The sequence below is a fragment of the Sporomusa sphaeroides DSM 2875 genome, assembly GCF_001941975.2.
GTDB classification, from domain to species: Bacteria; Bacillota; Negativicutes; order Sporomusales; family Sporomusaceae; genus Sporomusa; species Sporomusa sphaeroides.
Map to the genome: position 1 here is coordinate 1,797,701 of NZ_CP146991.1, position 21,920 is coordinate 1,819,620.

At 46.7% G+C, this 21,920-nt stretch carries 21 protein-coding genes; 20 read left to right on the plus strand and 1 reads right to left on the minus strand.

Features of this window, described 5'->3' with window-relative positions:
• The first annotated feature begins 36 nt into the window (after positions 1–36).
• The 4 genes from SPSPH_RS08055 to SPSPH_RS08070 all read left to right on the plus strand — a co-directional run bounded on the left by SPSPH_RS08055 (position 37) and on the right by SPSPH_RS08070 (position 3,267).
• A complete protein-coding gene (locus tag SPSPH_RS08055) occupies positions 37–426 on the plus strand; it encodes a CoA-binding protein (protein ID WP_075754871.1) in 390 nt (129 codons plus the stop codon).
• 42 nt (positions 427–468) lie between these two features.
• Positions 469–792: a thioredoxin gene (gene trxA, locus SPSPH_RS08060; protein ID WP_075754873.1), complete on the plus strand. Its 324-nt coding sequence runs from the start codon at positions 469–471 to the stop codon at positions 790–792.
• A 152-nt stretch (positions 793–944) separates the two neighbouring features.
• Positions 945–2,894 carry a ferrous iron transport protein B gene (feoB, locus tag SPSPH_RS08065; RefSeq protein WP_075754876.1) on the plus strand — a complete coding sequence of 650 codons (1,950 nt, stop codon included), beginning with the start codon at positions 945–947 and terminating at the stop codon, positions 2,892–2,894.
• Positions 2,895–3,018: 124 nt separating this feature from the next.
• Positions 3,019–3,267, plus strand: coding sequence for a FeoA family protein (locus tag SPSPH_RS08070; protein WP_075754878.1), 249 nt, complete (start codon positions 3,019–3,021; stop codon positions 3,265–3,267).
• A 30-nt stretch (positions 3,268–3,297) separates the two neighbouring features.
• Here SPSPH_RS08070 and SPSPH_RS08075 read toward each other — a convergent pair whose 3' ends face one another.
• Positions 3,298–3,495: a DUF1858 domain-containing protein gene (locus tag SPSPH_RS08075; protein ID WP_075754880.1), complete on the minus strand. Its 198-nt coding sequence runs from the start codon at positions 3,493–3,495 to the stop codon at positions 3,298–3,300.
• Between the two features lie 254 nt (positions 3,496–3,749).
• Between SPSPH_RS08075 and lgt the strand changes: the two genes are divergently transcribed.
• From lgt to SPSPH_RS08155, 16 genes are all read left to right on the plus strand, one after another.
• Positions 3,750–4,544 carry a prolipoprotein diacylglyceryl transferase gene (gene lgt, locus SPSPH_RS08080; RefSeq protein ID WP_075754882.1) on the plus strand — a complete coding sequence of 265 codons (795 nt, stop codon included), beginning with the start codon at positions 3,750–3,752 and terminating at the stop codon, positions 4,542–4,544.
• A gap of 17 nt (positions 4,545–4,561) precedes the next feature.
• On the plus strand, positions 4,562–5,392 hold the full coding sequence (locus SPSPH_RS08085) for a polysaccharide deacetylase family protein (protein WP_075754884.1): 831 nt from the start codon (positions 4,562–4,564) through the stop codon (positions 5,390–5,392).
• A gap of 167 nt (positions 5,393–5,559) precedes the next feature.
• On the plus strand, positions 5,560–5,991 hold the full coding sequence (mraZ, locus tag SPSPH_RS08090; protein ID WP_083945532.1) for a division/cell wall cluster transcriptional repressor MraZ: 432 nt from the start codon (positions 5,560–5,562) through the stop codon (positions 5,989–5,991).
• A 32-nt stretch (positions 5,992–6,023) separates the two neighbouring features.
• The gene (gene rsmH / locus SPSPH_RS08095) at positions 6,024–6,962 is read left to right on the plus strand and encodes a 16S rRNA (cytosine(1402)-N(4))-methyltransferase RsmH (protein ID WP_075754886.1); all 939 of its coding nucleotides are present in this window, start codon (positions 6,024–6,026) and stop codon (positions 6,960–6,962) included.
• Positions 6,963–6,997: 35 nt separating this feature from the next.
• On the plus strand, positions 6,998–7,453 hold the full coding sequence (gene ftsL, locus SPSPH_RS08100; RefSeq protein ID WP_075754888.1) for a cell division protein FtsL: 456 nt from the start codon (positions 6,998–7,000) through the stop codon (positions 7,451–7,453).
• A gap of 25 nt (positions 7,454–7,478) precedes the next feature.
• Positions 7,479–9,575, plus strand: a complete 2,097-nt coding sequence (locus SPSPH_RS08105) for a stage V sporulation protein D (protein ID WP_075754890.1) — start codon at positions 7,479–7,481, stop codon at positions 9,573–9,575.
• A gap of 141 nt (positions 9,576–9,716) precedes the next feature.
• Positions 9,717–11,231: a UDP-N-acetylmuramoyl-L-alanyl-D-glutamate--2,6-diaminopimelate ligase gene (locus SPSPH_RS08110; RefSeq protein WP_075754892.1), complete on the plus strand. Its 1,515-nt coding sequence runs from the start codon at positions 9,717–9,719 to the stop codon at positions 11,229–11,231.
• Complete coding sequence (locus SPSPH_RS08115; RefSeq protein ID WP_075754894.1) at positions 11,224–12,603, plus strand: UDP-N-acetylmuramoyl-tripeptide--D-alanyl-D-alanine ligase; 1,380 nt, start codon at positions 11,224–11,226, stop codon at positions 12,601–12,603. The genes SPSPH_RS08110 and SPSPH_RS08115 overlap by 8 nt, the downstream gene beginning before the upstream one ends.
• Before the next feature lie 29 nt (positions 12,604–12,632).
• Positions 12,633–13,607, plus strand: a complete 975-nt coding sequence (mraY, locus tag SPSPH_RS08120) for a phospho-N-acetylmuramoyl-pentapeptide-transferase (protein ID WP_075754896.1) — start codon at positions 12,633–12,635, stop codon at positions 13,605–13,607.
• Complete coding sequence (gene murD, locus SPSPH_RS08125; RefSeq protein ID WP_075754898.1) at positions 13,608–14,987, plus strand: UDP-N-acetylmuramoyl-L-alanine--D-glutamate ligase; 1,380 nt, start codon at positions 13,608–13,610, stop codon at positions 14,985–14,987.
• 36 nt (positions 14,988–15,023) lie between these two features.
• A complete protein-coding gene (gene spoVE, locus SPSPH_RS08130; RefSeq protein ID WP_075754900.1) occupies positions 15,024–16,127 on the plus strand; it encodes a stage V sporulation protein E in 1,104 nt (367 codons plus the stop codon).
• Positions 16,128–16,144: 17 nt separating this feature from the next.
• Complete coding sequence (gene murG / locus SPSPH_RS08135) at positions 16,145–17,263, plus strand: undecaprenyldiphospho-muramoylpentapeptide beta-N-acetylglucosaminyltransferase (RefSeq protein WP_075754902.1); 1,119 nt, start codon at positions 16,145–16,147, stop codon at positions 17,261–17,263.
• A gap of 135 nt (positions 17,264–17,398) precedes the next feature.
• On the plus strand, positions 17,399–18,778 hold the full coding sequence (gene murC / locus SPSPH_RS08140; RefSeq protein ID WP_075754904.1) for a UDP-N-acetylmuramate--L-alanine ligase: 1,380 nt from the start codon (positions 17,399–17,401) through the stop codon (positions 18,776–18,778).
• A gap of 74 nt (positions 18,779–18,852) precedes the next feature.
• On the plus strand, positions 18,853–20,100 hold the full coding sequence (gene murA, locus SPSPH_RS08145) for a UDP-N-acetylglucosamine 1-carboxyvinyltransferase (RefSeq protein ID WP_075754906.1): 1,248 nt from the start codon (positions 18,853–18,855) through the stop codon (positions 20,098–20,100).
• 17 nt (positions 20,101–20,117) lie between these two features.
• On the plus strand, positions 20,118–21,050 hold the full coding sequence (locus SPSPH_RS08150) for a D-alanine--D-alanine ligase family protein (protein ID WP_075754908.1): 933 nt from the start codon (positions 20,118–20,120) through the stop codon (positions 21,048–21,050).
• Positions 21,051–21,147: 97 nt separating this feature from the next.
• Entirely contained in the window at positions 21,148–21,894 is a 747-nt protein-coding gene (locus SPSPH_RS08155) for a cell division protein FtsQ/DivIB (protein ID WP_075754909.1), read from the plus strand.
• Positions 21,895–21,920: the final 26 nt, after the last annotated feature.

A 21,920-nucleotide genomic window follows, 5' to 3' on the forward strand; every position in this document is an offset into this window, starting at 1 on the left:
GTTATTGCCGTAAAATAACGGTAAGGGGGATACTCTATGAGCCATGTTGATGCAATGCTCCAAATGAAAACATGGGCTGTTGTAGGAGCTACTAACAACAAGGATAAGTTTGGTTATAAGATTTTTAAAGCATTAAAAGAAGCGGGATATCAGGTGTACCCGGTAAACCCCGGTGTAAGTGAGATACTTGGTGATACCTGTTATCCGGCGCTTAAGGACCTGCCGGTTGTGCCTGAGGTGGTAAATGTTGTTGTGCCACCTAAAATTGGCGAACAAATTATGAACCATTGTGCTGAGCTGGGTATAAAAAATGTTTGGCTGCAGCCAGGTGCCAATGCTGCCAGCGTAGTGACGGCAGCCGCAAATATTGGTCTTAATGTGGTTGATCAGAATTGTGTACTGGTTGAACTTTGCAACCACAAGTAGGATACATACCCGTTTTATAATAATAAAAAGGGGGACTGTCTAATGGCAAATGTAGTCAATGCGAATGAAAATAATTTCCAAGAGGAAGTTCTTGACACTGCTAAGCCGGTACTTGTAGATTTTTGGGCACCGTGGTGCGGCTACTGCACCAGATTAGCACCGCTCCTGGATGAACTGGCAGAAGAAATGCAAGATCAAATTAAGGTTGCTAAAGTTAATGTTGATGAAAACCGTTCACTGGCGCAAAAATATGGTGTCATGAGTTTGCCGACCATGATTGTTTTTAAAGACGGCGATCAATTGGAAAAAATAACAGGTTATATGCCTAAACCCAATATTGTTGCCAAACTGGAAAAAATAATATAATTTTTTATCCGATGATTAACCTGCTCTCCATTTATCCCGGCCCTTGTGGGCCGGGAATTTTATTTGTCCTGAACGCATATCCACGCCTGTACCGGCATAGGAAATTAGCAGTAGTATTTAACATGGTACTTTTGATAAGCGGGGGATATGGCATGCGAAATACACCGGCAAAAGTTGTACTGGTAGGTTCGCCTAATGTTGGTAAAAGTGCAATATTCAACTATTTGACGGGAAATTATGTTGCCGTATCTAATTATCCGGGTACTACGGTTGATATTTCAACAGGTCATTTTAACTACGGCAGACGGCGCTTTGAAGTCATTGATACGCCGGGGATGTATTCGCTAATTCCGCTGACTGATGAGGAGAAGGTTACCAGACTGTTGTTGGGCAATTTGGTGCCAGATATTGTGATTCATGTTATTGATGCAAAAAACATCCGGCGGATGCTGCCGCTGACCCTTCAGCTTATTGATGCCGGCTTGCCTGTAATCCTTAACTTGAATATTATGGATGAAGCCCGGGATTTGGGGATGTTAATTGACAGGCTGCTATTGGAAAAAATACTCGGAATCCCGGTTATCACTACATCGGCTGTGGAAAGGACAGGGCTGGAAACACTGAAACAAGGAGTTGGCAATTATCAGCGGACTAAGCCGAAGGTTTTTAGCCTGAACGAAGAGTTTGAACAGGCAATTGCCAGTATTAGCAGCAGATTAACCCGGCAATATGGTTTTAGTAAGCGGATAACTGCGCTCTTGTTACTGCAGGGTGATACTATGATGTCAGATATTGCCCGGTCGGAGGCAGCCTGGCCGGAAATCGCCGATACCATCAAGCAGCTGTCAGGACAAAAAAAAGGCAGCCTTGAGGCTAGCGCGGCGGCATTGCGGCAGGAGGTTACCGATAAGATTATCAGTAAGGTGGTTAAGCAGGCGAGTTTTGAACGCCGGCCGACAGAAAGGCTGGCAGGCTGGCTGGGCAAAATAACCAGACAACCGGTAAGCGGGATTCCTATCCTTTGCCTGGTACTTTACTTTGGCTTATATCAATTTGTTGGGAAGTTTGGTGCCGGTTATCTTGTCGATTATCTTAACAATAGCGTATTTATACCGCTGATTAATCCGATAGCCGAGCAGCTTGTTGGCAGCAGTATTCCGTGGGAGTGGGCACAAGGGCTGCTGGTAGGGGAATACGGCATTTTTACCATGGGATTTCGCTATGCATTAGCAATTATTTTACCAATTGTCGGGACATTTTTTTTGATGTTTGCGGTATTGGAAGATACCGGCTATTTGCCAAGACTGGCCATGCTGGTGGATGCCGTCTTCCGGTATTTTGGCTTAAATGGCAGGGCTGTCATCCCGCTGACTTTGGGATTAGGCTGTGGCACGATGGCGGTAATGGTTACCCGTACTCTTGAAAGTAAACGCGAACGGCTGCTGGCTACCTTCCTGCTGTCGCTGGCCATACCCTGTTCGGCTCAACTAGGGGTAGTACTGGCACTGTTATCGCATAATACTGCTGCCGTTACGATCTGGAGTGTATATATGCTGATTGTTTTTATTGCTGTCGGCTGGTTGAGTGCCAAAATTGTGCCGGGAAGTCGCAGTGCTTTTTATATGGAGCTGCCACCGCTGAGGCTGCCGCTGGTCAGTAATGTTATAAAAAAGGCCTATAGCAGAATGGTATGGTATTTAATGGAGATATTGCCGGTATTTATTGTAACAAGCATGGTGCTGTGGGCTGGTCATCACAGCGGGGTTTTACATACAGTAATTACCTGGGTTGAGCCTGTGATGGTATTTGTCGGCCTGCCGCCGGCAACAGCTCAGGCATTCTTATTGGGATTTTTTCGTCGTGACTATGGTGCCGCCGGGTTGTATGACCTGGCGGCTCAGGGCAAACTGACTGATTCTCAATTGGTAATTGCCGCCATAGCGATAACCCTATTTGTCCCCTGTGTCGCTCAATTTGCCGTTATGGTTAAGGAACGCGGCCTATTCGGGGCTATAGCTATGGTGTTGCTGATCATTATAATTGCCTTTGGTTCGGCTGCGGTGGTGCATCATATTCTTAACCTGTTGCCTATTCCGATATAGTAAAGAGTTTGTGCAAACATGGCAGGGATATATATAATGCGTTAAGGCTTTGCAGGCGGGAGGTGTGTTGGCAAAGCGGAATATACAGAATAATAACATGTTGAAACTAAAGGTGAGGGATGCTATGACAGAACAGTCTGTAACAGCACTCAAAGCCGGTGAAAAAGCCAGGATTGTGGCAATAACCGGGCAAGATGTCAGGACTTTGCGCAAACTTACCGTGTTTGGTTTGTTGCCCGGGGTAGAGATTGAGATGGTACAGACATCACCGGTCTATGTTCTCAGGATTGGTAATACTGAACTGGCGCTGGATTATGAAGCGGCCGTTGGTCTTGCTGTTGTCAGCTGCCGGCAGGATAAAAAGGAGAAATAAAAACAGGGCCATATTGCCCTGTTTTTATAATTATGCATTTACAGCTTTGTTTAAATCGTCAATCAGTGCAGTTACGTCAATGCCGTGGGCAGCAGCGCCCTGTTCGATATTCTCGAAGCGGGCAGCAGCGCAACCCAGACAACCCATGCCATAGTTGCGGAATACCTGAACAGTCTGCGGATATTGTTGAACAACATCAACGATGCTCATGTCTTTAGTGATAGTCATTGTAACAGCCTCCTTAAATTACAGTTAAATGGAATATGTTGGTAACATAATTAATTATATCACACTTGACTAATGCTTGTCATGACTTTATTATGAATTTAGTAGCAGCGTGTATGGTGCATGACAACTGATAAGGGCATGGTATTGCCACTGCCGGTGCTTGGCCGCATTACTGTATTAGTATCGTATTATCGATATTTTTTTATGTGTTTTTTACGCTTTTCCACGAAATTTAATCAGCATTAGGAGCTTCCATGGGAAAAATCGCTTTTTCAATAGGCACCATTCATTTTAGCTGGTTTGGGCTTATTTTAGCCACCGCCATTCTGGCAGCATGTGCCATAAGCTGGTATCAGGTTCGCTTACGCCGTGAAAATGTGGATACTTTACTGGACTTAACCCTGTATAGCATACCTATAGGAATATTTTCCGCCAGATTGTATTATGTTGTTGTAAACTGGCAGTTATACGCCGGCAATCCCCGGGAAATTTTGCAGCTATGGCATGGCGGCTTAGCCATCCACGGTGCGTTAATTGGTATTGCTTTAACGATTTGGCTATATTCGCTAATCAATAGAATTTCTTTTTGGCGCTGGGCCGATATCGTTGTACCAGGGCTCGCTTTTGCCCAGGCTATTGGCCAATGGGGGAATTTTATCAACCAGGATGCCTTCGGTTATCCGACAGACGCAGCCTGGGGTATCTATATTGATTACATATACCGTCCATCAGGGTATGAGCAGTTCGATTTCTTTCATCCTACTTTTTTATATGAATCCGGTTGGGGCTTAGCTATATTTATCTTACTTATTACAGTAAGCCGGCTAACAATTAGAAAACCGAGCACACTGGCATCTGGCAGCCTGTTTTTGCTGTATTTGATTTTATACTCGCTGGGCCGCTTGGTTATTGAGGAGTTCCGGCTTGACAGTGAAATGCTGGGAGAGTGGCGTTTGGCCCAGCTAGTCAGTGCCATTATCCTAATATGGAGCGGAACCTTGCTGGCTTGGCGTAATAAAAAGAGACGGAAAAATGGTGAAGTGGTTTAGCAGAGGGAGGAAATACGGTGGTTCGTTTTAGCCGGCGTCAGGGATGTTTTATTATTATGGGACTTATTTTTTTATTACTGTTGGCATCATCCACAATTAGTACCACGGCTGTGGTAGCCGGACACAATCGTAATCGCGACATAGGTGCGGCGCTTGATGATGTTCCCATCTTGAATTATCATAAAATTGATACGCTGCACCATGCGCTGTCTATTTCGCCCCAGGATTTTGAGGAGCAAATGGACTATCTGTCCCGTAACGGTTTTACCACCATTACGCCGGACGAATTGATGGCTTATCTCAACCATGGCAAGGCATTGCCGGAAAAGCCGGTTCTAATTACCTTTGATGATGGTTATCTGGATAACTATACCAACGCATATCCGATTATGAAAAAATACGGTTTTACGGCAACAATCTTTCTGATTACCAATTTGGTGGGACATGATGAACGCTATCTGACCTGGGAGCAAGTGCGGGAGATGCAGCGCGACGGCTTTGTTTTTGGCTCCCATACCGTATCACATAAGGCGCTTACTGCGCTTTCCCGTGAGCAGGCTCTGGAAGAACTGCTAAGTTCGCGCCAGGAAATTGAGCGGCAATTAGGCAGCAAGGTCAGATATTTTGCCTATCCTACCGGCGCATATAATTCGCAGGTGGAGGAAATGGTGAAACAAGCAGGCTATAAGGCGGCTTTTACTATCCGTTTTGGTCAGGCAGGCGCTGAAAGCAATCCGTATGCGTTGGAGCGCATACCTATCTTTAGAGGACAGCAGACTTTCCGCAGCTTTTTTGTCAGGCTTAATGCCGCGCCGGTATTGGAACGGTTTGGGTTGATACGGAACTAACAAGGTACTAGTATTAAAAACATGGGACTTAGGTCTCCATTTAATGGATTTTTTTAGAATCTTGCAGATTATAAGCAGGATTTTTTTTTTTTGCCCAGAATAGTCTAAAAAAGTGGTGTAAAGTGGTGTAAAGTGGTTAAATTTTTCTTATGGTGGTGATGACAGCCGTGTTTATGGGTGAATACCTGCATACCATTGACAATAAAGGACGGCTGATTTTTCCCGCAAGATTCCGTGAGGAGTTGGGAGAAACCTGTATTGCCACTAAAGGATTAGATAATTGCTTGTTTGTATATACCCGGGATGAGTGGGCTATCCTAGAAGAAAAATTAAAAAAGCTGCCATTGGCTAAGCCGGAGGCCAGAGCTTTTGTGAGATTTTTCTTTTCCGGAGCGGCTGAACTGGAATGCGATAAGCAGGGCAGAGTGCTATTGCCGGCCAATTTACGGGAGCATGCTCAATTGGACAAGGATGTGGTTGTCATTGGCGTATCGACCCGGATTGAGATTTGGGATAAAGCGGCCTGGGATGAATATAACCGGCAGATTAATCCTACGGTTACTGCTATTGCGGAGAATTTAGCTGATTTAGGCATTTAATTATAACTATAACCGAAACGAGTGGGTAAAGAGTGCGAGACTTTGAACATACCAGCGTATTATTAAAAGAAAGTGTTGACGGTATTTTTTCTAATCCCCGGGGAATTTATGTAGACTGTACACTTGGGGGCGGGGGGCATTCGGCCTGTTTGGCTGCACAGTTAGCACCAAACGGCTGGTTAATCGGCATCGACCAGGACCCGTCAGCCGTGGAAGCCGGCAAGCAGCGTTTATCAGGGGCTGCCTGCCGGATAAGTATTGTTCAGGATAATTTCCGCAACTTAGGTTCGGTGTTAGAGCATTTAGAGACCGGTTTGGTGGATGGCATTTTGTTTGATTTGGGAGTCTCATCACATCAACTGGATGTTGCTGAACGGGGCTTTTCCTACATGCAGGATGCGCCGCTTGATATGCGGATGAATCCTAATGCCGATTTTTCCGCTTATGAGGTTGTCAATAACTACAGTGAACAGAATCTGGCAGCTATTATTGCCGATTATGGGGAAGAACGCTGGGCGAAGCGAATTGCTCAATTTATTGTTGAAAATAGAGCCAAAAGCAGTATTGAAACAACCGGGCAGCTGGTGGAGGTTATCAAGAAGGCTATTCCTGCCGGAGCACGCCAGGGCGGCCCGCATCCTGCCAAAAGAACCTTTCAGGCTATTAGAATCGAAGTGAACAACGAACTGGGAATTTTGCGGGATACTTTTATCACCGCAGTCGACAGACTGAAGCCGGGAGGACGTATCGGGATCATCACCTTCCACTCGCTGGAAGACCGGATTGCCAAACAGACGCTCCAGGAATTGGCTAAAAACTGTGTCTGTCCGCCCAAAATGCCGATTTGTATTTGCAATACGAAAGCAAAGGTTAAGGTGAAGGGGAAACCTATCCTGCCATCGTCCACCGAGCTTGAATATAACCCTCGGGCCCGGAGTGCCAAGCTGCGGTTAGCCGAAAAGTTAGCATGATAAATTGTTCTAAATAGTGGGGAGGAGCAATAAAGATGTTAGTACAGAAAAAACAAGAACTGTATGTTTATGAACAAGAAGCCGCTTCACCTGCGCCGAAGATTGTGCAAAAAGCTGACAAACAATTGCGTGTTAAGTGTCTGATATTAGTTTCCATGGCGATACTAATTGCTGTGGTTACCACTATGCAAAGTGCTGCCATTGTTCAAGCAGGCTATGATTTAGTGAAAGTTAAAAGCCAGGTAGCAAAGCTGGAAAAAGAAAATGAGCTCTTGCGTCTGGATATTGCAAAATTGAAATCACCGCAGCGTATTGAAGCCATTGCGATGAACGAGTTAGGCATGGTTATTCCTAAGAATGCCTATTTCGCAGCGGCAGCCACACCTTCAGCCGATCAGTCCTTAACAGTGCCTGTCCAGCCGGAGAGTATTGCTGAGCAGATGCTGAGCGCAATCAAAGTACACAAAGCGGAGGCGAGTAAAGGGCGGTAATTTAGACGATGGGGGAGATATATAGGTGGCATCTGTTTCGCATGTTACCATCAGGAAGAGGGTGGCTTTCCTTTTTCTTGTCATATCGGTAATTATGGTGGGGTTGATTGGTCGCTTACTCTATCTCCAGTTTTATAAGAGCGCCTGGCTTTCGGAAAACGCTGTTGATCAACGCATACGTGAAATTCCTGTTGAAGCCAAACGAGGCATTATTTACGACCGAAATGGCCGCGAACTTGCGGTTAGTGTCAGTACTGAATCTGTATATGCAATACCAGCCGAAATACGGAATCCTGAAGAAACAGCAGCCAGTCTGGCTGCTATTTTGGCGTTGGATGAAACTAATCTTAAAAACAAGCTAAAAAGGCGCCAGGCTTTTACCTGGATCAAACGAAAAATTGATGCTGAAACAGCCCGTAAGGTACAAGTGCTTAATATTCCGGGCATCGGTCTGACACAGGAAAGTCAACGCCATTATCCCAATGATAACTTGGCTGCCCATGTTCTGGGGTTTAACGGGATTGACAGCCAGGGTTTAGATGGTGTGGAAATGACGTTTGACAGCTATTTAAAGGGACGTTCCGGCAGTATTGTCATCGAATATGATGCCAGGGGCCGGGAGATACCGCACGCCTCACACCGGTTTGTAGCTCCTGTTGAAGGGAATGATATTTACCTTACCATTGATTTGGTTATTCAGCAGATTATTGAGCGTGAACTTGAACGGGTGATGAAAGAGACTCAGGCCAAAGCGGCCACGATTATTGCCATTGATCCACGTGACGGCGGTATTTTGGCCTTGGCTAACAAGCCGGATTATAATCCTAATAAATTCAGTGAGTATTCCCCTAAACTTTGGCGTAATATTGCCGTTTCCAACTCCTATGAGCCTGGATCAACTTTCAAAATTATTACTACTTCTGCCGTTATGTCAGAACATACTGTAAGACCGGAAGACAGGTTTTTTGATCCTGGTGAAGTGGAAGTGCAGGGACGCCATATTCACTGCTGGAAACATGGGGGGCATGGCAGTCAAAGCTTCACCGAAGTGGTACAAAACTCTTGCAATGTCGGTTTTGTTACTGTAGGATTGCGGTTAGGACGGGAGTCCTTTTACAAGTATATTGACGATTTTGGCTTTGGCCGTCACACCAATATTGATTTGCCGGGAGAAGCAAAGGGTATTACTATTGACCGTACTAAAGCAACGCCGATTAATATTGCAACCATGTCAATCGGGCAGAGTATTGCGGTTACTCCTGTTCAACTGGTTACTGCGGTAGCAGCGGTGGCCAATGACGGCAAGCTTTTAAGGCCGCAGATTGTCAGAGAAGTGAAGGACAAATCAGGGCAGGTTATCAGAGGGTTTCAGCCGGACGTTGTCCGGCAAGTGCTTGATACTTCGGTAACTAAGCAAGTTAATGAAATATTGGAGTCGGTAGTATCGCAAGGTACCGGGAAAAATGCATATATTGAGGGGTTCAGGATTGCCGGAAAAACGGGTACGGCGCAAAAGGTCGGTGCAGGCGGATATTCACCTGACAAATATGTGGCGTCTTTTGTCGGGTTTGCGCCGGCTGACGCCCCACAGGTAGCTCTGTTGGTGATTATTGATGAACCTGTCGGTCTTTACTATGGCGGACAAATTGCTGCCCCGGTATTTGGCGCCGTAATGAAAGATGTATTGCAATATCTCAAAATTAGCCCCCAGTTGTCCCCGTCGGCAAAATCCGGGACGACCGAGGCCCATGTACTGGTTCCCAGTTTAATTAATTTAAGCGTTCCGGAAGCTGTGGCGGAACTGAAAAAAGCCGGCTTGACTCCACGGATAGAGGAAGCAGGCGATAGAATAGCCGATCAGATTCCTAAACCTGGCAGCCGCATGCCGCCCGGCGGCGGGGTATTGCTGTATACTATGACGCCAAGGTATGTAGCCGGTGAGGTTACTGTGCCGGATCTAACCGGACGGACACAGCGGGAGGCAGCTGATATGCTGGCAGAACTGGGCTTTGTCATTAATCCGGTTGGAATAGACGGCAAAGACGGCAAAGTTATCAAGCAAGATCCTTTGCCTGGCAGTAAAGTGTTATCAGGAACAAGTATTGACGTCTATTTTGAGTAGCGGTATTTTATTCATTCTCAGAATTTCAATAAAGATTTTTTGTATATTTTGTATACTATATATAACTGATTTTGGTAAAAATAGTATAATGGGGTTATTGATTTACTAACTTTTTTCGTAATATAGGCAGGAGGAATTTTTATGGCCAAGAAATTAGAACAATTGGTGGCATTATTGCCGCAGCCTGTGGTACGGGGACGGCTTGACCAAACCATTGCTGCGGTGGCGCATGATTCCCGTAAAGTGGTTCCCGGGACTATGTTTTTTTGCTTAACCGGCGTTCATGCTGACGGGCATGATTTTGTTGCCGAAGTTGCCCGGCGTGGTGCAGTTGCCGTCGTAGTGGAAAAAGATGTGCCAGAGCCGCCAGATGCGGCGATAACCATTATTAAAGTAGCAAGCACCCGGACGGCCATGCAGGCGGTTGTACCCTGTTTTTATGATTATCCGGGACATAAGCTCCGGATGATTGGGGTAACAGGCACGAATGGCAAAACGACGACCACGTATTTGATTCGCAGTATTTTACGGCAAGCTGCTTATAAAGTCGGCTTAATCGGGACCATTCAGACTTTGATTGAAGACAGAGTGCTGCCTGTTAAAAATACCACTCCTGATGTCATTGAACTGCAAAGCACACTGGCGGAAATGGTTGATAGCGGCATAGACTATGCTATCATGGAGGTTTCCTCTCACGCATTGGCGCTAAACCGGGTGGCCGGTTGCGAGTTTGATGTTGGTGTTTTTACCAACATGACCCAGGATCATATGGATTTTCACCAAACTTTTGAGAATTATATTGATGCCAAAGCCGGGTTGTTTCGCTCCTTAAGCCGGCCGCAAAACACCAAAACAGGTAAAGCCGCGGTAATCAATTTCGATGATAGCGCTGGTGTGCCAATGGCCGGATATTCATCTTGTCCGGTAATAAGTTATGCTGTTACGAATAACGCGGTTTTAACCGCGGCCAATATTGACGTTAAGTCGGCAGGCGTCAGCTTTGACATTCACGGGCCCTTTGGCAAAAGAGAACTAAAGCTCAGTATTACCGGGATGTTTAATGTGTATAATGTATTAGGAGCAGTAGGAGCCGCCTTGGCGGAAGGTGTTAACCCGGAGACAATTAAACAAGCACTTGAGGAGTTTACCAGCGTACCGGGGCGATTTGAACTGGTGCAGGCCGGGCAGCCGTTTACTGTTATTGTTGACTATGCCCATACGCCTGATGGTTTGGAAAATGTGCTCAGAACAGCAAAACAGTTTGCTGCAGGCAAAATCCTGGTCGTCTTTGGCTGCGGCGGGGACCGCGACCGCACGAAACGCCCGGTTATGGGCAAACTGGCCGTGCAGTATGGTGATATAGTCATCGCTACCTCAGATAACCCCCGCAGTGAAGACCCGGAAAAAATATTGGCAGATATAGAAGTCGGGATCAAAGAAGCCTTAGCCGGCAATCAGGCCGGCAAACAGTATGAGAAAATTGCTGACCGCCGCCAGGCAATTGCCCGGGCGATAGCACTTGCCGAGCCTGAGGATGTTGTGCTTATCGCCGGTAAAGGTCATGAAACATATCAGATTTTGGCAGACAAAACGATTGATTTTGATGACAGGCAGGCAGCCCGTGAAATTATCAGGGAGATGAAAAAGAATGGCTGATTTTACATTGCCAGAGGTGCTGAAGGCCACGGGCGGCCGTTTGGCTGCAGCCAGCGGCGGAAAATTATTCAGGGGAATTTCTACCGACACCAGGAATCTTCAGCCTGGCAGTTTATTTATTGCGTTAGTGGGCGGGCGTTTTGACGGCCATGACTTTATTGCTCAGGCTGTGGCTAAAGGGGCGGCCGGGGTGATTGCCGGCAGGCCGGTTCAGGTACCTGATAATGTCGCAGTGATCGAAGTAGTGGATACTTTGGCAGCCTTGCAAGCGTTAGCACGGTTTCACCGGCAGCGGTTTCTTATTCCGGTCATTGCTGTGACCGGTTCTAATGGCAAGACAACGACAAAAGATATGCTGGCCGCGGTGTTGTCCAGTAGATTTAATGTACTTAAAACCGAAGCCAATTTCAATAATGAAATTGGCTTGCCGCTTACCTTACTAAAGCTGGAAGCCAGTCACGAAGCGGCTGTTGTGGAAATGGGCATGCGGGCGCGCGGCGAGATTTGCCAGTTAACTGAGATTGCCTTACCCACCGTGGGGGTTGTCACTAATGTCGGGGAAACTCATATGGAGATTCTTGGTTCTGTCGAAAATATCGCTATGGCCAAGGCCGAGCTTGTGGAAGCAATTACTCACAATGACTTGGTGGTGCTCAATGCCGATGATCCCCATGTACGGGCCATGGAGACGAAAACTGAGGCAAAAGTGGTGTTTTACGGCTTACAGCCGGAAGCTGTTGTGAGGGCTGAAAATATCAGCAGCAGTGACAATGGTGAGTTGATAACAAAATTTGACTGCTGTAGTCCGCGCGGTTCTTTTCCGGTTGTTTTGCATACCGTGGGAATTCATAATGTGTATAATGCGCTTGCTGCTATCGCCACCGGCTGGGAACTGGGCTTAAAGCCTGCCGAACTGCAAGCAGGTATTGGCAGTTTTGTCCCGGGTGCGATGCGGCTTGAGGTAAAAAGATACGGAGAATACACGGTTGTCAATGATGTATATAATGCCAGCCCTTTATCTATGGCGGCGGCGCTTGATACTTTGGCGGCCATGACCCGGGGCCGCAAGATTGCGGTACTGGGGGATATGCTGGAACTGGGCGAGGCTGCTAAGGAAGCGCACCGCCGCATCGGCAGGCAGGCGGCGGCAGTGGGTATTGACATTGTGTTGACAGTGGGGGAATTAGCCAAACATATTGCCGATGCTGCCTGTGAGGATGGCGTAAAAATTGCACAGGCTTTTGCCGGACACCAGGAAGCTACTCTGGTTTTGCGCGGCCTGCTTCAGCCAGGGGATTATATTTTGCTTAAAGGTTCCCGCGGGATGAAGATGGAAACTATGTTGGAAGCGTTTAACGATATCTTGCTGTAAGCAGCAGTGATCCGATACAGGAGGTTACCATGCAAGAATTGCTGTATGCCGCCGTGATGGCATTTGCTATCGCCATACTTGCCGGACCGGTGGTTATTCCCATGCTACGACGAATGAAATTTGGTCAAAGTATTAGAGAAGAAGGGCCGGAGCGTCACTATGCAAAGGCCGGTACCCCCACTATGGGAGGGGTGCTGATTTTGTTGGCGCTGGTTGTCCCCAGTCTGATTTTTTCCGGCAACAATCCGGAAGTATTACTAGCCTTATTTGTTACCTTGGGTCATGGCTTGATTGGTTTTCTGGATGATTTTATCAAAGTTGTGCTTAAGCGCTCATTAGGGCTTAAGGCCCGGCAAAAGCTGCTGGGACAAATTATTATGGCTGTGGCTCTTTCCTATATTGCCAGCATTTATTTTGGGCGGGGAACAGATTTATGGATCCCTGTTTGGGGAGCCAATGTCGATTTTGGGGCTTTATATTATTTATTAATTTTCCTGGTGCTTGTCGGTACTACCAATGCAGTCAATCTTACAGACGGTCTTGACGGCCTGGCAGCAGGCACCACAACGGTAGCTGCATTGGCCTATGCCGTAATTTCGCTTTATTTTGGCAAACCTCATTTAGCCCTTTTTTGTGCAGCCTTAGCCGGCGCATGTCTTGGTTTTTTACGGTATAATGCTTTTCCCGCGAAAGTCTTTATGGGGGATACTGGTTCGCTGGCATTAGGGGGAGCACTGGCTGCGGTAGCCGTGATGACCAAAACGGAATTTCTGCTGGTTATCGTCGGGGGTGTATTTGTTATCGAGGCCCTGTCGGTTATTATTCAAGTTGTTTCCTTTAAGTCAACAGGCAAACGGGTTTTTAAAATGAGTCCCATTCACCATCACTTTGAATTGTCCGGCTGGACGGAAACCAAGGTAGTAACCGTGTTCTGGCTGGCAGGTACGTTGTTTGCCGCGATAGCTTTGAGTATCTTGGCGGTCAGCCGGGCAGGAGGTATCTAAGTGGTTAAACAGACGGAATTTGCTAATAAAAAAGTTTTGGTTTTAGGTGCCGGGGTAAGTGGGATTTCGGTAGCTTGTATTTTGCGGAATTTAGGTGCAGCGGTTACATTAAGTGATGCCAAGCCTGCCGGGCAGCTTGGCAAGGATTTTTCCGCATTGCAATCAGCCGGCATTGTGCTGGCATTAGGCAACCAGCAGGCAGAGCTTTTGCATGGAGTAGAGTATTTGGTATTGTCGCCAGGTATATCTATCTATATCCCGCTTGTTGCTGCCGCCCGGGAGCAGGGGATTACTGTCATGAGTGAAGTGGAAGTGGCCTATCGCCTCAGTGAAGCACCCATTGTGGCGATTACCGGCACGAATGGTAAAACGACGACGACAACCCTTGTCGGCGAAATGCTTAAAACCACCGGACGGGAAGTAGCTGTTGGAGGCAATATCGGTGCGGCGCTGTCTGAGCAAGCACTGGCAGTGAAGCCGGACGGCATTCTGGTAGCAGAGATATCCAGCTTCCAACTGGAAGGTGTTGTTAATTTTAGACCACATATTGCGGCTGTTTTAAATATAACACCAGACCATCTGGACCGGCATCGTACCATGGATATTTATCAGAGAATGAAAGAACAAATATTTAACAAGCAGCAAGCTGCTGATTATATAATCCTGAATTATGATGATCCGGTTGTGCGCGATATGGCTAAGCGGGCAGCCGGTAAAGCAGTTTATTTCAGTCTTACACAATCGCTTGCAGCAGGTGCTTTTGTCGAAGACGGCAATGTCAGAATCAGCTGGAACGGAAAAAAAACCGATATTTGTGCTGTTAGCGATATAAAAATCAAGGGCGGCCACAATATAGAAAATGCGCTGGCAGCCTGCGCCATCGGCTATTTTGCCGGAGTCCGGCCAGAAGCTATGGCGGCGATTCTTAAAACCTTTGCCGGTGTTGAGCATCGCCTGGAGTTTGTAGCTGAAATTGACGGTGTAGCTTATTATAATGATTCTAAAGGTACTAATCCTGAATCCTCGATAAAAGCCCTGAAGGCTTTTGACGAACAGATTATTCTCATTGCCGGCGGGCGGGATAAAAACACAGACCTGACCGAGTTCATGCAGGTGGCTAAAGAAAAAACTGCTCATGTAATCCTGTTGGGGGAAGCGCAGCAGCGTTTTGCCGAGGCTGCTGCCCGGCAGGACATAAAAAATGTTCACCAGGTATTTTCATTTGATGAGGCGGTAACCCTTGCTCACAGTGTGGCCCAACCGCCGCAAGTGGTGCTATTGTCACCGGCTTGTGCCAGCTATGATATGTTTGATAATTATGAACAGCGGGGGAAAGCCTTCAAAGATTTGGTACACCGGTTAGTGAGTTTAAAGCCATAAGTTGTTGAATTGCGTTTGGTTAAGGGGGGAGCGGGAGTGGTAGGCAGACCTAAGTCGCCCGATTATGTCATCTTTTTTGCCATCATTGGTTTATTGGGGTTTGGGATAGTAATGGTATATAGCGCCAGTGCTGTTTCTGCATATGTCAACTATAATGACAGCTACTATTTTCTAAAACGCCAGATAATCTGGGCCGTGCTGGGAATTCTGGCGATGCTGCTTACCATGAATATTGATTATCACGCCTGGCGAAATTTAGCTAAGCCAATCATGCTGGTTACGCTGCTATTGCTAGTGCTTGTCCTCGTTCCCGGGTTAGGTAAAGTAGTCAATGGTGCCAGGCGTTGGCTGGGGTTTGGTTCACTCTATCTGCAACCGTCAGAAATAGCCAAATTATGCATGGTGCTCTTTACCGCCAACCGTTTAGCTCTGACGCAAGATAAAATCGGCAGCTTTATGAAAGGTGTTGCTCCCCAGTTAGCTATACTTTTGGTGGTATTTGGCTTAATCTTAAAAGAACCTGATTTAGGTACGGCCCTGGTTATCGGTGGTACGGTCTTTATTCTGTTGTTTGCCGCCGGTGCTAAACTGGCGCATTTGGGTTCTTTAGGGGCAGTCGGCGTTCTCGGCATTGTTGGGCTCATTATTGCCGAACCATATCGGTTAAAGCGTCTATTGGCGTTTAGTGATCCGTGGGCAGATCCGCTAAATAGCGGCTATCATATTATTCAGTCTTTATATGCTATTGGTTCAGGCGGCTTATTTGGCGTTGGACTGGGACGCAGCCGGGAAAAATTCTTATATCTGCCTGAACCGCACACCGATTTTATCTTTGCCATTTTAGGGGAAGAACTTGGGTTTATTGGTACGGCCACTGTTCTTATCCTGTTCTTCTTATTTGCCTGGCGTGGCTTTAAAATAGCTATCTCGGCGCCGGATATTTATGGCAGTTTGCTGGCTGCCGGCATAACCAGTATGATTGTTTTACAGGCGCTGATGAATATCGCAGTAGTTACCGCCTCGATGCCGGTAACCGGAATACCGCTGCCCTTTCTCAGCTTTGGGGGCTCGGCTCTGATTTTTACCATGGCCGGAGTGGGTATTCTGCTTAATGTTTCGCGATATGTCAGCTGGAAATGAATGTAGGGGGCAAACCTATGCGGATGATTATTTCTGGCGGGGGGACAGGTGGGCACATCTACCCCGCCATTACTATCGCAAGAGAGATAGCCAAGTTGGCCGAGCACTGTGAAATACTATTTGTGGGAACAAAACAAGGTCTGGAAGCCGATATTATTCCTAAAGAAGGTTTTGACTTTACCACCATTGAGGTGCGCGGTCTTGAACGCAAACTCTCCTGGAAAAATGTGCAGACTTTGTTTAATACGGCAGGCGGTGTTTGGAAATCTATCCGGATTGTCAAGGCTTTTAAGCCAGATGTTGTTATCGGCACCGGCGGCTATGTATGTGGTCCGGTGCTGCTCAGTGCCAGTTTGCTTAAGATACCGTCGATGATTCAGGAACAGAATGTTATACCAGGCATTACGAATAAAATTCTGGCACGCTTTGTTGACAAAATCGCTATCGGCTACCAGGAGGCCCGGGGATATTTTACCGAATACAAGCCTGAACAAATTATCTTTACCGGTAATCCTATCAGGCCGGAAGTCATGTCGGCAACACGCGAGGAAGGACAGGCTGCCTTGGGGCTTAGCTCTGCCAGACTCACCCTGTTGGTTGTCGGCGGCAGTCGCGGGGCCCGCAGTATTAATAACGCTATGCTTGGTGTTCACAAACATTTTAGCGGTAACAAGCGTATTCAAATATTGCATGTGACAGGACAAAACGAGTATAATAGCATAGTTGGCAATAATAAGCAAGCTGGTATAGACATTTCCAGTGATGGTAATATTATCATCAAACCGTATTTGTATAATATGCCGTTAGCGTTAGCGGCGGCTGATTTGGCTATTTTCCGGGCTGGAGCAGTGGGATTGGCTGAATTAACAGCCCGAGGCATTCCGGCAATACTTGTACCCTATCCGTATGCGGCTGAAAATCATCAGGAATTCAATGCACAAGCTCTCGCAAAACAGGGAGCAGCCTGTGTTATTGCCGATAAGGAATTATCAAGTGCTATACTAATAGATACAATTGAAAGGCTGCTGGACAACCCGGAAGCACTTGCCGATATGGCGAAAAAGAGCAAAGAGTTAGGGCGCCCGCAAGCGGCAGAAACCATTGCCCGTTTAGCGCTTAGTCTGAAAAAACCTTAAACGCGGGGTATAAGGTAACAATGGCTGTAAGCACTGCATACACTATGATATGCCTAGGCAGCAGCCGGATAGGCTGGGAATAACTCTTTCTGCGGATGCGGTATCGAGGGGTGCGCAAGAAAGGGGAGAAATATCATGTTAAATACTATAAAAAGAATTCACTTTATTGGTATCGGTGGCTCAGGTATGAGTGCTATTGCCAAAGTACTGCTGGATATGGGGTATGCTGTATCTGGGTCTGACGCCCAAAAATCAGCTGTTACAGCCAAACTTGAGCAGGCGGGTGCAGTAGTGTATACTGGCCACAATTATGAAAATATCGGTGACGCGCAAGCTGTGGTTGTTTCCACCGCTATTCCCGAAACCAATCCGGAGGTCCGGGCCGCAAGGGAAAACGCAATTCCTGTATACCACCGGGCTGATATACTGGCGTTTCTGATGGCCAGGCGGCAGGGCATAGCTGTAGCCGGTGCTCATGGCAAGACCACAACGACTTCCATAATTGCTCTCATGCTGGAAAAGTCAGGTATGGACCCGACGATAATCATTGGTGGTGAATTAGAATCCATAGGCGGCAGCGCCAAACTCGGTCAGGGCCGGTATTTGGTGGCGGAAGCCGATGAAAGCGATGCTTCTTTTTTGAAGCTTTCACCGCAAATTGCAGTTGTTACTAATATTGAAAATGACCATATGGATTACTACAAGACTATGGACAATATATTACGCACTTTCGAGGAGTTTTTACATAAGCTTGAGGCGGCAGACGGGCTGGCCGTACTATGCTTTGACAACGCTTATGTAAGAAATATAGCGTCTAAGTTGGATCGGCGCTATGTAAGTTATGCACTGAATCATGAAGCAGATTATACCGCACGTAATATAAAATCCGACGGTCCGGTTACCATCTTTGATGTATATCACCGGGGAGAATCATTAGGTACGGCAAGGATTTGTGTGCCTGGCATGCACAATGTGGCCAATGCCTTAGCGGCAGTAGCTGTAGGCAGGGAAGCCGGGCTCAGTTTTTCGCAGATCGTGGATGGTCTTGGCCTGTTCCAGGGCGCTAAACGCCGGTTTCAGTCCAAAGGGCGGGTTAATGGTATTTGGGTAGTGGATGATTATGCCCACCACCCTACGGAAATTACTACCACTTTGTCAGGTGCAAGGCAGACGCAACCTAAGCGTTTAATCTGTGTCTTCCAGCCGCACCGGTATACGCGTACCAAATTTTTATGCCAGGAATTCGGCGGTGCTTTCACTTCGGCTGATTTACTGATTCTTACCGACATTTATTCGGCCGGTGAACAACCTATTCCCGGAGTTAGCGGTGAAAGTCTCAAAGCTGAGGTTGAGAGGCAATCCAGTCAGCAGGTAACTTATATACCGGACAAAAGTAAAATTGCCCGGTATCTGGCCGAAATTGCCGAGCCCGGAGATTTGATAATGACTATGGGAGCTGGTAATATTTATGAGGTTGGTGAAGAATTGGTAGAAAAGCTTATGCAAAAATTATAATTTAATTTATAGAGGATTTTGGAGAGCTTAGAGATAAGATGTAGGGTGATTGTACTTTTCTAGGAGGGAAGACGATGGAGAAATTTATCGTCAAAGGAGAAGTACAACTATGTGGCAGTGTCCGGATCAGCGGGGCCAAAAATGCCACTTTGCCAATTATGGCGGCAACGCTTCTATGTTCCGGTGTCAGCGTTATTCATGACGTTCCTTTTTTGCGTGATATTCAGGCCATGCAGGATATTTTGACACTGCTTGGAGCCAAGATATCCAGGCAGGACCATACCATGCTTATTGATACTACCAACGTCAGTAAGGCTGAAATCCCCGAACATTTGATGCGGGAAATGCGAGCCTCAGTATTTTTAATGGGGCCACTATTAGGAAGATTCCGTAAAGTTAGAGTGTCTTATCCCGGCGGTTGCGCTATCGGACCTCGACCAATCAATCTACATATTAAAGCTCTAGAGAGAATTGGCGCAAAAGTTGACGAAAGTTTTGGTTTTATCGATGCCGAAGCAGTAGAACTGACAGGGGGCGAAGTTAACTTCGATTTTCCCAGTGTTGGTGCTACCGAAAATGCCATGATGGCCGCTGTACTGGCTAAGGGTACTACCATTATTCGTAATGCGGCTCGTGAACCGGAAATTGCTGATTTGCAGGCTTTTTTGAATAAAATGGGGGCAAAAGTCAGCGGCGCAGGTACTGACACTATCAGGATTAATGGTGTAAATAAACTGGTTCCTGCCGAACATACGGTAATGTGCGACAGAATTGAAGCCGGTACTTTTTTGATCGCGGGAGTTATGACCCGCGGTGATATTGTTATCGAAAATATTGTTCCCGAATATTTATTTTCAGTGACCGATAAGCTTCAGGAAATTGGAGCGCAGATAACAACAGGCAATGATTTTATCAGAATAAAGGCCGGGGAGCTTAGAGGTGTCGATATTAAAACACTGCCATATCCCGGTTTTCCCACCGATTTGCAAGCACCCATGCTCTCCTTAGTAACCATTGCCAAAGGGACCAGTATTATTACCGAAACTATTTTTGAGAACCGGTTTAAGCATGTTGATGAGCTTACCCGAATGGGGGCCAAAATCAAGGTGGAAGGCCGTACTGCCATTATCCGCGGGGTAGCGAGCCTGACAGGCGCCATTGTGGCTGCTCCTGATTTGCGCGCCGGCAGTGCGCTGGTTTTGGCGGCATTAACGGCGAAAGGCACCACCGAGATTGAACAGGTATATCATATTGAGCGCGGTTATGAAAATTTAGAGCAAAAGTTGCAGTCTTTAGGAGCACAAATTGTAAGGACAGGGTAACTAAAGGGGGATTTTTTATGAAAAACAAAAAAATTGCAGTTGTTATGGGTGGGCCGTCGTCTGAACGAGAAGTATCGTTAAATACAGGGCGGGCTATTTTAACAGCGCTGCGAGAAAAAGGGTATACTGCCGTTGGCGTAGACCTTGATCCCCCTAATTTCATTGAACAGCTTAAACAAGAGCAGATTGATGTAGTCTTTAATGCTATTCATGGACTGTATGGTGAAGACGGACTGATGCAAGGCACCCTGGAGATGCTGGGAATACCGTATACCGGTTCAGGAGTGTTAGCCAGTGCGATGGCCATGGATAAAGCGATAACCAAGCGCTTGTTTATGTCTGCAGGGATACCTACCCCGCAGTCCCGGCTGTACAGCAAACAGGATACAGATTTGGCTTTGGTGGCAGAGGATATTTTAACTACCTTTGGTGTGCCGGTAGTAGTAAAAGCCGCCGCTCAGGGCTCAAGCATCGGTGTCATCATTGTCGAAAAGGCCGGTGATATTGAGTCTGCTGTGCGGGAAGCCTTTAACTACAGCGGTCACATTGTTGTTGAAGAATTTATCCGGGGGAAAGAGCTGACTGTTTCCATCCTTGGCACAGGCTCGCCGGAGGCACTGCCCATCATCGAAATAGTACCCCAATCCGGACGGTATGATTATCGGTCTAAATATACTAAGGGAGCCACCGAATATATTGTGCCGGCCAGACTGGAAACCCAGGTTGCCGACCATGTACAACGCATAGCGCTTGCCGCATATAAGCTGCTGGGCTGCCGGGGGATTGGCCGGGTTGACGTCATGCTGGGCAACGATAATCAGCCTCATGTTCTGGAAATTAATACTATTCCAGGCATGACGGCTACCAGCCTTGTGCCCAAGGCAGCAGCTGCTGTCGGTATAGGTTTTGACGAATTGTGTGAACGCATTTTGTTGATGGTAGCTGAATAAAAGGTGAAATGGGCAGTATTAACTGCTCATTTTTTTATTTCTTTAGCGGACAATCCGTTGTATAATTACTGCATAAGGTGTCTACAGGAGTGATTGCATGCAAACGGCAGAACGCTTGAAAGCGGACAGGAAGCGCCGGGCTTCGCGATTCGCGCTTTGTCTGGCGGCTTTAGCAGTGCTGATAGCATTTTTTTTATTTATTAATTCTTCCTATTTTACGGTAGGGACAGTCGTTGTCTCAGGCAATAAGTATATTGCTGTCGAAGATGTATTGCGTGTTGCGGGTGTTCCTGAACAAGTAAATATTTTTCGGCTGAAAACCCCTGAAATACGGGACCGATTGCTGAATGACCTGCGGGTGGCTGAAGTGCAGGTTGAAAGAGAATTTCCGGCTACTATCGGTATTCATATTCAGGAACGTCAGCCGTTGGCATTTGTCGCCAATCAGTATGGTTTTGTGGAAATTGACAGGCAGGGCATAGTTATGGCGGCTTTTAAAAATTTGAAACAAGTCAAAGTGCCTGTTATTACCGGCGTCCGTTTGGGGAATGTATATGTTGGTGACCAAGTGAATAATCCTGGACTTTTAAATGTATTAACATACTTGGCGGCGCTGGATGAGGAGGTCTTAAACCAATTATCCGAGGTCAACATTAAGTCTGCTGATGAACTTGTAGCTTATACCACCGGCTCGATTTATATTCGGGTTGGTGACAATCAACGGCTTATGGAAAAAGCCAAATTAACAGGTGAAATTTTACAGGAAATTTCCGCAAAAAAAATGGTTGTTGAATATATAGATCTTAACTATACTTCACCCATTATCAAAATACGGGACAAATAAGGTGTAATTGGAAAGGAGACGATATT

Coding starts and splice junctions, on each gene's coding strand:
- murG (WP_075754902.1), top strand. CDS start 16,145: ATGCGGATGATTATTTCTGGCGGGGGGACAGGTGGGCACATCTACCCC.
- trxA (WP_075754873.1), top strand. CDS start 469: ATGGCAAATGTAGTCAATGCGAATGAAAATAATTTCCAAGAGGAAGTT.
- ftsL (WP_075754888.1), top strand. CDS start 6,998: ATGTTAGTACAGAAAAAACAAGAACTGTATGTTTATGAACAAGAAGCC.
- feoB (WP_075754876.1), top strand. CDS start 945: ATGCGAAATACACCGGCAAAAGTTGTACTGGTAGGTTCGCCTAATGTT.
- SPSPH_RS08150 (WP_075754908.1), top strand. CDS start 20,118: ATGAAAAACAAAAAAATTGCAGTTGTTATGGGTGGGCCGTCGTCTGAA.
- mraY (WP_075754896.1), top strand. CDS start 12,633: ATGCAAGAATTGCTGTATGCCGCCGTGATGGCATTTGCTATCGCCATA.
- murA (WP_075754906.1), top strand. CDS start 18,853: ATGGAGAAATTTATCGTCAAAGGAGAAGTACAACTATGTGGCAGTGTC.
- SPSPH_RS08070 (WP_075754878.1), top strand. CDS start 3,019: ATGACAGAACAGTCTGTAACAGCACTCAAAGCCGGTGAAAAAGCCAGG.
- SPSPH_RS08110 (WP_075754892.1), top strand. CDS start 9,717: ATGGCCAAGAAATTAGAACAATTGGTGGCATTATTGCCGCAGCCTGTG.
- SPSPH_RS08155 (WP_075754909.1), top strand. CDS start 21,148: ATGCAAACGGCAGAACGCTTGAAAGCGGACAGGAAGCGCCGGGCTTCG.
- SPSPH_RS08115 (WP_075754894.1), top strand. CDS start 11,224: ATGGCTGATTTTACATTGCCAGAGGTGCTGAAGGCCACGGGCGGCCGT.
- SPSPH_RS08055 (WP_075754871.1), top strand. CDS start 37: ATGAGCCATGTTGATGCAATGCTCCAAATGAAAACATGGGCTGTTGTA.
- murC (WP_075754904.1), top strand. CDS start 17,399: ATGTTAAATACTATAAAAAGAATTCACTTTATTGGTATCGGTGGCTCA.
- lgt (WP_075754882.1), top strand. CDS start 3,750: ATGGGAAAAATCGCTTTTTCAATAGGCACCATTCATTTTAGCTGGTTT.
- SPSPH_RS08075 (WP_075754880.1), bottom strand. CDS start 3,495: ATGACTATCACTAAAGACATGAGCATCGTTGATGTTGTTCAACAATAT.